Origin of the sequence: Anaeroplasma sp., from assembly GCF_034179385.1 — a bacterium.
Taxonomy (GTDB): Bacteria; Bacillota_I; Bacilli_A; order Acholeplasmatales; family Anaeroplasmataceae; genus Anaeroplasma.
This window is the reverse complement of sequence record NZ_JAXFPY010000105.1, coordinates 1-12,527: the sequence shown is the minus strand read 5'-3', so window position 1 is coordinate 12,527 and position 12,527 is coordinate 1. Positions and strand designations below refer to the sequence as shown.

The 12,527-nt window shown below is 32.1% G+C and carries 13 protein-coding genes; all 13 read right to left on the bottom strand.

Going from position 1 to position 12,527, the window contains the following annotated elements; translation table 11 throughout:
* Window positions 1–211 (bottom strand): sugar phosphate nucleotidyltransferase (locus tag SPJ17_RS07010; protein ID WP_321094066.1); only part of this gene is annotated, 211 nt, incomplete at its 3' end.
* A 1-nt stretch (window position 212) separates the two neighbouring features.
* On the bottom strand, window positions 213–1,346 hold the full coding sequence (locus SPJ17_RS07005; RefSeq protein WP_321094063.1) for a glycosyltransferase: 1,134 nt from the start codon (window positions 1,344–1,346) through the stop codon (window positions 213–215).
* Window positions 1,347–1,361: 15 nt separating this feature from the next.
* A complete protein-coding gene (locus tag SPJ17_RS07000; protein ID WP_321094060.1) occupies window positions 1,362–2,024 on the bottom strand; it encodes a sugar transferase in 663 nt (220 codons plus the stop codon).
* Between the two features lie 70 nt (window positions 2,025–2,094).
* The gene (locus tag SPJ17_RS06995) at window positions 2,095–2,595 is read right to left on the bottom strand and encodes a hypothetical protein (RefSeq protein ID WP_321094058.1); all 501 of its coding nucleotides are present in this window, start codon (window positions 2,593–2,595) and stop codon (window positions 2,095–2,097) included.
* Window positions 2,596–3,021: 426 nt separating this feature from the next.
* Entirely contained in the window at window positions 3,022–4,998 is a 1,977-nt protein-coding gene (locus tag SPJ17_RS06990) for an LTA synthase family protein (protein ID WP_321094055.1), read from the bottom strand.
* 374 nt (window positions 4,999–5,372) lie between these two features.
* Window positions 5,373–6,293 (bottom strand): RluA family pseudouridine synthase, encoded by a 921-nt coding sequence (locus tag SPJ17_RS06985; protein WP_321094053.1) that lies wholly within the window; start codon window positions 6,291–6,293, stop codon window positions 5,373–5,375.
* Window positions 6,262–6,792 carry a signal peptidase II gene (locus SPJ17_RS06980; RefSeq protein WP_321094050.1) on the bottom strand — a complete coding sequence of 177 codons (531 nt, stop codon included), beginning with the start codon at window positions 6,790–6,792 and terminating at the stop codon, window positions 6,262–6,264. Before SPJ17_RS06980 ends, SPJ17_RS06985 begins: the two co-directional genes overlap by 32 nt.
* A 17-nt stretch (window positions 6,793–6,809) precedes the next feature.
* The gene (locus SPJ17_RS06975; RefSeq protein ID WP_321094048.1) at window positions 6,810–7,181 is read right to left on the bottom strand and encodes a hypothetical protein; all 372 of its coding nucleotides are present in this window, start codon (window positions 7,179–7,181) and stop codon (window positions 6,810–6,812) included.
* Window positions 7,159–8,124 carry a S16 family serine protease gene (locus SPJ17_RS06970; protein WP_321094045.1) on the bottom strand — a complete coding sequence of 322 codons (966 nt, stop codon included), beginning with the start codon at window positions 8,122–8,124 and terminating at the stop codon, window positions 7,159–7,161. Before SPJ17_RS06970 ends, SPJ17_RS06975 begins: the two co-directional genes overlap by 23 nt.
* Before the next feature lie 83 nt (window positions 8,125–8,207).
* On the bottom strand, window positions 8,208–8,669 hold the full coding sequence (locus tag SPJ17_RS06965; protein WP_321094042.1) for a dCMP deaminase family protein: 462 nt from the start codon (window positions 8,667–8,669) through the stop codon (window positions 8,208–8,210).
* A gap of 17 nt (window positions 8,670–8,686) precedes the next feature.
* Window positions 8,687–9,988 (bottom strand): aspartate--tRNA(Asn) ligase, encoded by a 1,302-nt coding sequence (aspS, locus tag SPJ17_RS06960; RefSeq protein ID WP_321094039.1) that lies wholly within the window; start codon window positions 9,986–9,988, stop codon window positions 8,687–8,689.
* 17 nt (window positions 9,989–10,005) lie between these two features.
* Window positions 10,006–11,307 (bottom strand): histidine--tRNA ligase, encoded by a 1,302-nt coding sequence (hisS, locus tag SPJ17_RS06955; protein ID WP_321094037.1) that lies wholly within the window; start codon window positions 11,305–11,307, stop codon window positions 10,006–10,008.
* 5 nt (window positions 11,308–11,312) lie between these two features.
* Window positions 11,313–11,849: a GNAT family N-acetyltransferase gene (locus SPJ17_RS06950; protein WP_321094034.1), complete on the bottom strand. Its 537-nt coding sequence runs from the start codon at window positions 11,847–11,849 to the stop codon at window positions 11,313–11,315.
* Window positions 11,850–12,527: the final 678 nt, after the last annotated feature.

The window sequence follows — 12,527 nt, the reverse complement described above, 5'->3', positions numbered from 1 at the left end:
CAACTAAATCCTCTTTTAATGCAGGAACCTGAATAGAATTTGTTGCAATGAAGATATTTTCCTTAGGTACTAAGGGTATTATTCTTTCATATGCTAAACGAATTAAGGATTTATCTGAAAAAATTTTTAGTAATTGCTTTGGCTTTTCTCTTGTGGATAGTGGCCAAAATCTTTCGCCAGATCCACCTGCCATAATTAAGAATGTTAACATATTATTCCTCCTCTAGGGAATTAAATAACTGAATTGTATTCTCCTTAAATTTTTCATAGGTGAAATGCTCTATGCTTCTTTCCTTTGCAGCTGCACCAAGCTTTTCTCTTAAAGCCTTATCACTGGCAAGCTTCTTTATTGCATCTGCATAAGACTTAACATTACCATTTTCACACTCTAAGCCAGTTTCATTATGAATAGAAACCCAGTTTACACCACTACAAGGTATTGTAAATGTGACTGCAGGCTTACCATAGTACATTGCCTCAGCAAGTCCAATACCAAAGGCCTCGTTTCTTGTGATGGACGGGAAGCAGAAAATATCTGAAGCAAGAAAATAATTCTTTAAATCATCATCAGATATCTTACCTAAGAATTCAACCTTAGAATCTCCCTTTGCTTCATTCTCTAATTCTTCAGTTAAAGGGCCCTTACCTCCAATTAAAACCTTATAGGAATCATCTAATAATTTAGCTGCTTGAATTAAATAGGTTAGTCCCTTATACGGAACATGTCTACCAAAAGCAAATAAAATTGTTTTGCCTTCATATTTCTTTTTCAATTTCAAAGATGCTGCTATATTAGAATCATTATATGCTATCCTATCTATATTGAAGCAGCAAGGTATAACTACACATTTCTCTTTATTTGAAGATAAATATGGACTACCTTCCACATAATTTGGTGAAGTAGCTACTATTTTATCTGCATATTTAAGAAGCTTTTTATTTTGTCCTTCAAAAAATATTTTCAAGAATTTTTGTTTAACTATATCTAAATGCCACCATAAAATTAGCTTAAATGTTTTCTTTTTTAAATACTTTGTAAGAATAGAACCTACAAATGGATTTGGATAATGGAATACAACATAATCAGGCTTAAATTCATTTAAAACCTTTTTAAATAGCTTCTTATAATCCATACTTAAGGATTGAGATGCTACCTTAGCAAAGCATGAAGCTCTCACTATCTCTACTCCATCTACCTCATCTACGCTATCTCCTTTTTCGTGGTTGAAGCAAATGACCTTTTGTTCATATTTATCCTTTAAAGCATTAACACAATCTCTTGCGACCTGCTCAACTCCACCTATAAAAGGAAAATAGTATTTTGATATATGTAATACCTTTTCCATAACAACCTCACCTTGCTATTCTCCCGAACGATCAAATAAGACCATCCAAGCTCCTTTAAATATTATTTTTAAATCTAACCATATATTTCTCTTTTGAATGTATTTTAAATCAAGCTCAACCCACTCATCAAAGGATAATTGATTTCGATTATGCTCAATTTGCCATAAGCATAATAAACCACCCTTTACATCAAGTCTATGTAATTGATATTCTGTATATTTCTTAACCTCATCAGGTAGTGGACTTCTAGGTCCTACTATAGAAATTCTACCTACAAAGATATCCCAAATCTGAGGTAATTCATCAATAGATGTCTTTCTTAGGAATTTACCGAATTTTGTGATTCTTGGATCATTTTTCATCTTAAACGCTGGACCATCTGCCTCATTCATTCCTTTAGCAATCAAATCCGCCTTCATCGCCTCAGCATTCGGACACATAGATCTTATCTTATGAAATTTAATTAATTTACCATTTTTACCAACTCTTATAGAGGTATATATTGGATTATGGAAATCCTCAAACCATTTTATGATGACCATAATTAAAATAAACCATCCAAATAATAGTAAGAACATACCTGATGCAAATATATCGAATGCTCTTTTAATAAACGAATAAAATGGTTTTTTCTTGTAAACAAATTCTTTATTTTCTAATTCTTCATTTTCTTTCATAATAAAAAGCCCCTCCATCTAGTAATTTTAAATGCATAGTAAAAAATATTTCTAAGGAATAGAAATACTACTAGATTCTCATTACCTGATGAAAAGAGCCTAAAAAGGAATTTATAATGAAATTTTTTATATAGCTATAAAAAGCATTGCTTATTCTTTCAAATAATATCAATGCTTTTTTAAAGATACCCTTAATAACAAACGCAAAATGAATTGCATGGAATACAATTCGAATAATGAAGGAGAATGCCATAGTATAGAAGAATACATAGATTCCTGCAGAATACATAATTTGCATGAAATGTACATTAATTAAGAATGCATGTACAAACAAATGGAATACATCAGTAAATAATGTAATAATAGAAACTAAGATACTTCTTACATTTTCGTTATTTGTGCTATAGCGATTAATAACGAAGGATAATCCAATTAAAAGAATTGTAGATACGAAAACAAGCACAACGCTTCTAGCCTTTGCACTATAGATTGCAGAAATGGTAAAAATACCAAGTAGAGGTATGATGTAATAGATATTATTATGAATAAAATTGATCATAAACTGAAGCATATTCCCTACTCCTTTCTGCAGTACTATTTATAAATAAATAGACTTAATTTGAGTAAAGTATACCATAAAGATATGTAAATAGCAACAAAGTGAAAAAAATCAAGGGTCTATGAAAACATTTTTAAAGACAATTTTGTATAAATAACCTATATTTTATTCCCATATGGTTATAAACCATCTACTTAATGCCAATAATTACCTTCTTTCGAAGGAGCAGTTTCACTATATAGATATATATACCTATTGGTTCCCCATCCTCCTATACCTAAATACACATTTATAATTTCGAATTCCTTCAGAATCATTAAAATTTTTTTAGAAATACTATTGAAAGAATTGTAGTTATTAAAGCTATAGCACTTGCAATTACAATTATCATTTCTAACTTTTTATTCATAAATCCCTATCTAATCCTTTACAAAAGAATTATGTGATGAATAATATATAGGTCAATACATTGTTTCGTATGGGCAAAAAGAGAAAAGAAGCCAAAGTTCTGGCTTCTTCTTCCTTTTTATATTCACCATTCATATACATTTTATCGATAGAATTAATCTTTTCTAGTAATTTTGTAATCTTTGCTTGGAATAATTCTAAATAGGCATTATCTAGATCCTCTTCTTGATATAAATATTCTCTTGAAACATCTATCGTATATATTTTATCTGTAAATAATGAGCCAAGCTCATTGGAATAAAATATATTATCTAGTGGAGTTTCTGTTTGGAAAATAGATACTCCAGTATAATAATCTGGATTATATTTGATACCTAACAGTTCAAAGATTGTAGGTACTATAATATATGGAGATGTAAAATCATTATAATAGGCATAATCCATAATGGATATGGAATTATGCTCCTTATATTTTTTTGTTAAAGTAGGATTTGATATAAAGAGCATCGTTTCAAATTGCTTAGGGTATTTTTCATCCTCGCAATTATAAACATATTCCTTAAGCGGTCTATCAATTCCAACAGAATAATAGGTTTCATGATCCCCATATAAGATAAGTAAGGTATTATCATATTGATTGGTATCCTTTAGATGCTTGATTAGCTTACCTAAGGCAAAATCAAAATCCATAGTCTCACACATAACCATTTCAATTTGGGCTTGTACCTCTATTGGATCATCAAGGCATGGGTTTTCCCATAGTCCATTATCCCTTGCTTGATGTAATTTATCTACATAGCCAAGCTCTATAAATTTATTCCAATTATCCATACCTGTATATGGGCCATGCATGGATAGTGTAGTCCAATAAGAATAATAAGGAGAGGAATTCGCTGGTGCAATTCTATCCATTATATCATCTATGGTTTCACTATCTAGTGGATAGTTACCATCGTAGTTGTTGTACCACTGTCTTTCTTCATTAATATCTAAAGAGAAATAGATATTATCAAAGCCTAGGGTTTGCATTTCCTTATCTCTATTGTAGAATTCTCCATAATTGTTATGAAAATAATTCGATGTATAGCCCTTCTCTTTAATTAACTGTGGTATCGAATATGGTAATTCACCCTCATAATATTGAATATTTTGTAGGTTTGCACCATTAATTCCAATGAATTCAGATACATTCGTTTTATTCTTAGAATAATTATTTGTAAAATAAATACCTTCCTTTTGTAGATTCCATAAATTTGGAGTTAATTCCTCATTCAGTAGATATTTACTTCCAGATTCTATCATAATTTCAATGACATTATAGCCATCAAGTAATCCATAATAATCATCCGTAATTGGAGTAATATTCATTGTATCTTCACCCTCATTTGGGATATCTTCAATTTGTGTCGTTATAACACTACTTTGGGCGGTTGCTAAAGAATAGCTAATAATACCATATTTTTTCATAGAGGTCTTTTTAAGGTAATTCGATAAATAATTAATTATTTGATATCCACTCATATTTTTTAATAATGGATTATTTGCATATTCTTGATACACGACATTTTCCGATATTGCCTGTGTCGATATGGCTGTAATCGATAGTGCTAAGAAGAGTAATACGCCCTTAGGTAAATATCTTATTGAACTTACTTCTTCATTCCCCTTAAATAAGAATTTATAAATAAAACATATACCTAATACATATAATCCACTAAAGCCAAAGAAGACCGTTAGGGCAAGCCAATTGATGTAGTCCCAGTCGAAGATGCTTACAGCCTCTCCTGCTTGCTTAAGGTAAGCAAATGTGAAGATATCTCTAGATGCATAATCTAAGGTTACATTTACGGCAAATAATAATAAGATAAGACTCAATATAGTTGCACTATAGCTAATAGCTATCTTATTATTTTTAAATAACAGCATAGGGGAAAGTAACAATACATAAATACCTATTTCTAGAAAGAAGAAATTCGCATATGGAGTTTGAAATATAATTAAAAACACAGTCATTTCTGCTAGTATTAATAACGAAAATGTAAGTACAAATATCGATAATTTTCGCTTAAAAAATAATGGCATTGTATCATTTCCTCTCTCATATTTTTAACATTTAAACAAAATCCATTTGCAAGTATAACACATTTAAAGACAAAAAGAAAATACCGAAAACGTTATTCGGTATAATTTCAGGTATTTTTAGGTCTTTGGATACCTAATTAAGTAAATTAAAACAATGACTAATCGTGTATAGAACCCAGAAAAATCGATGAATACATCATTTACTTGGGCTCCTTACCACAAGTCACTCCTTGAAGCCAAAATTCACTAATGAAGGCATATAGGAATGCAACAGACAAAGATAAATAAAAGAATAAAGCTTATTTCTCATTTTTATCCTTTATTTCTTCTAAGGTATTCATAAAATTTGTCATATATTCAGGAATTTCTGAATCAAATTCCATCCACTCACCATAAGTTGGGTGAATAAAGCCTATGGTTTTTGCGTGTAGGAATTGACCTTGATTTCCAATGACTTTGCGTCTACCGTAGGTTTGATCTCCAACTAAAGGATGTCCAATGTATTCTAGGTGAACCCTAATTTGGTGGGTTCTTCCGGTTTCAAGTTGACACTCAATTAGAGTATAACCCTTAAATCTTCTTAGGACAGTAAAATTCGTAATGGCTTCCTTACCGTTTTTGTCGACAGCCATTTTCTTTCTATCTTCCTTGCTTCTAGCGATGGGTGCATTAATTCTTCCCTTCTTTTCAGAGAATTCACCATAAACTAGGGCAACATATTTTCTTTTACAGGAATGATTTTTTAGTTGCTCTGTTAAGGCAAGGCTTGCCTTATCGTTTTTTGCAATCATTAATAGTCCTGTGGTATCCTTATCAATTCTATGAACGATACCAGGTCTTATAACTCCATTAATTTCAGATAAATCATCTAGTTCATATAATAAGCCATTCACTAGGGTTTGCTCATAATTTCCTGCACCAGGGTGCACAACCATTCCCTTTGGCTTATTGACTATTGCAACATCAGAATCCTCATATACGATATCCAAATTTAAGTTTTCCGCCTTTACCTCAAGTGGTTTAGGCTCAATATCTAAAATGGTTAAAACATCCCCTATTTGTGCCTTTTGGCTAGGCTTAAATGGCTTACCATTACATAGAATCTTTTCTTCTTCAATCATTTTTAAGATATAGGTTCTTGTTTTATCAGGAATTAATTCGGTTAATACCTTGTCTAGTCTTAAATTTTCATGATTCTTTTCTTTTACTATAATATCCATATTTTCTTGCTCTCTTATCGTATAAGAATAAATAATCAATAATAAGCATGATTAAACCAAACACAAGTAATACATCCGCAACATTAAATGTGTTTTCTCCACTACCAAATAAGCCTAAGAACCAATTCCATGGTCCAAAGGAAATCATGTCGACAACACCATCTCTAAGTCCTACTAGGGTTAATGCTCTATCAATTAAATTTCCAACGCAGCCGGCAAATGCCATGGTCACACCAATGGCATTAAATTTACCATGCTTCCAGTCATTTTTCATGGCTATATAGCCAAGAATAATGGTTGCAACACCACTAATAACAACTAAAATCCAAGCAAAATTTTCACCAAGGCCAAAGGCTGCACCCTTATTATAGACCAATTGGAATTTTACAAATGAGCCAATCTCAATTGGATTTTTTGGGTCAATCATGGTCATAGTAAAATATTTACTTACTTGATCACCTATTACCAATATCAAAAATAAAATTGCAGTAATCCACATAAATAGATTCCTCCCATTTAAAATAATTTAAATACTAGCTTTGTTAATATAAAGAATACAATTAAAACAACGAAGGTTACAATTAAAACATCAACACTCCAAATATGATATAATCCCTCTACTTTCTTTTTAGTAGTTAAATGTAGATAGATAAAATCTGCTAAGAATGTAAATAAAATAACCATTAGAGCAATTAAAAATGCTAGGGTAATCTGATAATTTGTAAACATCATCAAATTCGCAAATATAGCTATAGGACCAGCTACAATTGCAAGGCTTGATCCTACACCGATTGAAAGTGCAATAATCTTTTCTTTTTTAGATATATTTAATTTATCTATTTCATCTTGGACATTGAAATAGGTTTTATTCTTCACTTCCGAAGTCATTTTTATAGCCCTCCTTTAAATAATTTAAGGCATCATAGAATGTTTCAATTTCAATAAGCTTCATATTCTTATTTGGAAGCTTTGCATAAGCTTCCCTTGCTTCTTCTATATTTCCTTTTGAGCAAAAGAATATATCCATTTTATCGTCAAATGCGGTAGGTATTTTTTCTTTGATACCACCAATCATGCCAACCTTACCATCAGGAGATATCGTACCTGTACCTGCAATTCTTAAGCCGTGGGTTAAATCCTCTTTTACCAATTGGTTATAAATGGATAAGGTTTGAAGTAATCCACCCGATGGTCCACCAATTAAATTGGAGGATACATCGTAGGTTGGATTTGATTTTATAGGATTACATTCATAAATGCCATAGGCACTAAAGGTATTTACATTTTTTATATAAGGAATATTCATCATAGTTCCATTTCTATTTATGATGAAATAATCCTCATCTACTCTTTCATAATTTGTAAGAACTTCCTTATATAGATTTACATCATCATCTACCATTATAGTAGAACCATAAGTCTTTGAATAAATGCCTTTAATTAAATCTCCAATGCGGAAGCTTGAATTTAATCCATAATAGGTAATTTGATATCCAATAAATTCATAATCTAATTTTATGGATGGATCTTCTTTAGATGCCTCACTATAGGCTAATACTAACGCATTCCCTATACTAGAATTATATTGGATCTTTCCTGCATGATAGTTTTCCATTCCAGAAATATGTGTGGATGCATCGCTCATTAGATAGGTCTCAGCGGTATCGGAATGCTCTGCAATGAAATTTTGAAATAGGGTAGCCTTTTCCACATTATATACATAAATGGTTGAAAATGAGCCCTTTTGTTCATTTTCTGTATGTATATTGATAACGGATGTAAATAAGGTGGTATCTCCCTTTAATATAATGGCACGATTTGTTGGAATCACACATAGAAAAAAGAATACCAAGGATGGAATGATAAATAGAAATAAAGCCCAAAATTTTTTAAAATAAAATTTTAGGATATCCATTATTTAACAAATACCTCTATTTCTCTCATAGTTTCATACTGGATACCTGCGGAATCTAGCATCTTTTTAGATGCTAAATTCATTGGTGTACCGTCATATTTATCACTCATATAAATAATTTTTTTAATCCCAGATTGAATGATGAGCTTTGCACATTCATTACAAGGGAATAGGGAAACATAAAGTGTTGCACCCTTTAGGTTTGCGTTTGAATTTAGGATTGCATTAGCCTCAGCATGTACTACATAAGGGTATTTGGTATTTAATGGGTCTAAATCTGCCTTCCCCCAAGGGAATATATTATCGCTACAGCCTCTTGGGAAGCCATTGTAGCCAATACCAATAATTTTTTTATCATCATTTACCAAGCAAGCACCTACTTGTGTGTTTGGATCCTTACTTCTTTTTGCAGAAAGTAAGGCAACTCCCATGAAATATTCATCCCAGCTAATATAATTCATATCATTTTCTCCTTTTTTTATGGGTTAAGTCGATCAGGTCCACGGAAGATGAACATCGCATCCTTGATACCTTCGTTAAACATAATCATTGTGATACGGTCAACACCAATACCAAATCCTCCATGAGGAGGGCAACCGTATTTAAAGAAATCTAGATAGAAGGCAACATCATCATGTAATCCCTTCTCCTCTGCTTGAGCCTTTAAGATTTCATATCTATGCTCACGCTGTGCTCCAGTTGTGATTTCACAGCCCTTCCAAATTAAATCATATCCACAAGGTACACCCTTCTCATCTCTCATATGATAGAATGCTCTACATTCCTTACTGTAGCCTGTAATAAATAGGAATTCATGATTAAACTTATCCATAGAAAGCTTCTGAACTAATCTTTCACCTTCTGTAGTTAAATCAGACTTTTCCTCCTCAGGAACCTTATAGCCATAACGAGCCTCAAGCTCATCATATACATCATGTAAATCCATTACAGGGAATGGAAGTGTAGGTACTACAATATCAATACCAAATACCTTCTTTACCTCTTCACCATATTTATCATGAACACCCTTTAGTGCATAGGCAAGCATTTCCTCTTCCATATGCATTACATCATGATAAGACTCAATATAGGAGAATTCAAGGTCAAAGCCTGTGAATTCTGTTGCATGCTTACGTGATGCAAACTTTTCTGCTCTAAATACTGGACCACACTCGAAAATTCTTTCAAAGCCAGATGCCATAGCCATCTGCTTATAGAATTGTGGAGATTGTGCTAAGTATGCATTTCTATCGAAGTATTCTACCTTGAATACACCAGCACCAGATTCAGATTCTGCACCAATTAGCTTTGGAGAATGGATTTCAATGAAATCTCTTTCTACTAAGAATTCTCTACACTTAGCTACAAAATAGGATTGACACTTAAACATAAGTGTATTCTTATCTGTACGTAAATCGATCCATCTATAATCCAATCTTAAATCGATATTGGTTTCCTGTCCCTTAGGGGCAACAATTGGAGATGGCTCTGCAATACTATCAATAGAAATAGTATCTGGATACATTTCCATACCATTTAGCTTTACATATTCGGATGATAAAATCTTACCCTCAGCCTCAATTACAGTATCTACTGTAATCTTAGATAGAGTCTCCTCCATTTCTGGATGGTTTGCTTTTTCAATTGTAAGCTGAAGCTTACCAGATACATCTCTTAAAACAATAAAACACATGGCTTTTTTGTTTCTAATGGACTCAACAAAGCCTGCAACATGATTAACCTCACCAAGCTTTATGTCCTTTAGCATAACTCTTTTCATTTTAAAATTCCTTCTTTCTAATTCTTTATAGGGCAGGTGTTACAAGCACTTGCCTTATTTAGCTTTGATAAAATATAATTATAAACCTCAAGTAACGAGATGGTTTCTTGATTATCTGTTTCATTATCCTTAATATTGCATTTCATTTCTTCTAGCTCATTTTCACCAAAAATGATAGTAAATCTTGCATTATTCTTATCCGCCTTTTTAAACTGGCTCTTAAGGGAGCCATTTAAGTAATCCATCTCACAGGAAAGTCCACCAATTCTACAAGCATTCATAATCTTTAAAGCTTCCTTTTCTGCTTTTTCACCTAAGGCAATAAAATAAGCATGGATGGAATCATCCTTTGCTAATTTCTTTCCCGCAAAATTAGTTGCAAGAAGTAATCTTTCCATACCGAAGGCCATACCAACACCTGGGGTTTGTGGTCCACCTAGATCAGAAATTAATTTGTTGTATCTTCCACCAGCACCAATAACATTTTGAGCACCAAATTCAGGAACATTTACCTCAAGCTCAAATACTGTATGGCAATAATAATCAAGGCCTCTTACTAGGTTATCATCGATAACATATTTTAAATCCATTGAATCCAAAGAATCTAAGACCTTCTTAAATCTATCCTTAGATTCCTGATTTAAATAGTCATTGATTTTTGGAGCTGCCTTAAAGAATTCTTGATTCCTATCGACTTTACAATCCAAAATTCTAAGTGGATTTTTAACAAGACGGTTCTTACAATCCTCACATAGACAATCCTGGTATTTAGAAAAATAATTTACTAATACCTCTTTATATTTGCTTCTAGATTCCTCATCACCTAAGGAATTAATCTTTACAGTAACATCTTTTAATCCTAAAGCTCGAATTAAGGATGCACCAAGTGCAATGACCTCAGCGTCAATATATGCTGAATCACTACCTAAGGCTTCAACACCAAATTGAGAGAATTGTCTATTTCTTCCCTTTTGTGGTCTTTCATATCGGAACATAGGTCCCATATAGAATAATTTCGATACAGGATTATCTACATAAAGCTTATTTTCTACAAACGCTCTTGCAACACCTGCAGTGCCTTCAGGTCTTAAGGTAATTCCTCTATCGGATCTATCCTTAAAGTCATAGGTCTCCTTTGTCACCATATCCGATGTATCATTTTGATCTCTATGGAAGACATCACTAGATTCAAAAATAGGTGTACGTATTTCTTTATAGTTATAAAGCTTACATATCTTCCGGATTACTTCTTCAAGCTTTTGCCATTCCTTAGATTCTAAAGGTAATACATCATAGGTCCCCTTTGGCTTTGTAATCATAATAATCACTCCTCATTCTTATATTTTGAATAATATTTTACAATGTGTAAAAGATTACTACTATCCTCTCCTACACTCTCGTATTCATATTTGAACCCTAAGGATTCAATTAAATGAATACTTCTTAAATTGTCAACGATACTTCCTAAATAAACCTTATCGAAGCCTAAGCTAAAGGCTAAATCTACCATATAGGTTAATGCTTTATGCATAATACCTAATCCCCAATATTTTCTACTTAAGAAATAACCAATTTCAATGGAATTCTGTTTTTGGTTTTCTGAGTGAAAATCTATCATTCCAATCATATGGTTGTCCATAAGTATTGCGTATCCCTTAGGAAGCATATCTTCTTTTGGTCTTTGATTAAAGATTTCTTTAATCGTATATAAAGCCTCACAGGGCTTTATAAATGGTCCCCAATTTAAGTATTTGCAAACCTCATTATCAGAACCAATAGAATAGAAATCTAAGTAATCTGCTTCTTCAATTTCTCTTAAGAAAATATTTCCTAATCGTTTAGGCTTTAGATATGTTATCATATTGACCTCAAAAATAAAAGTCCTTATCCCATATGAAAACAGGAATAAGGACGATCTTGTCGTGGTGCCACCTTACTTCAGCTTACGCTCTCTTTACCGTTAACGCCTGGTACGTCTTTTGTTAAAAGATCTCAGAAGTGCCCAATAGAATTTTCATACAGATACTTACACCATCTTATCCTCGCTATGGAATGATTCCTTCTACCCTGCTTCATCAACAATTTTTTATACTTTTTTATTTTATCATTTTCTAAGATAAAATACAAGAAAGAAAATAAGACTTTATCTATAGATAAAGAATATATAAATTTAAATAAAGGAGCAACCATGCTCCTTTATTCAATATACTTTTCTACCTCATCAAGACTTAAATTAAGTAATCTTGCTATTTCTACCTTTTCATTCCATTTTGAAATAGTTTTTTTATAGTAATGCATTCACCTTGGGCAATACCCTCATCCTTGGCTGCCTCAAGTCTTATACACTCTTCATATTCCTGCTTTTATCTTGCATCTCTTAATCTTCTAGCCTCAGGGTCTTATCATAATCGCTTAACATTTCTGCCGCTTCCCTTATGATTAAAGAATTATCCTCTAAATATTTTCCAATATCCTTTGTAGATAATAATTTTAACGCTCTATCTAATTCCATTTTACTATCTTCAGGAATTTTTTTAAG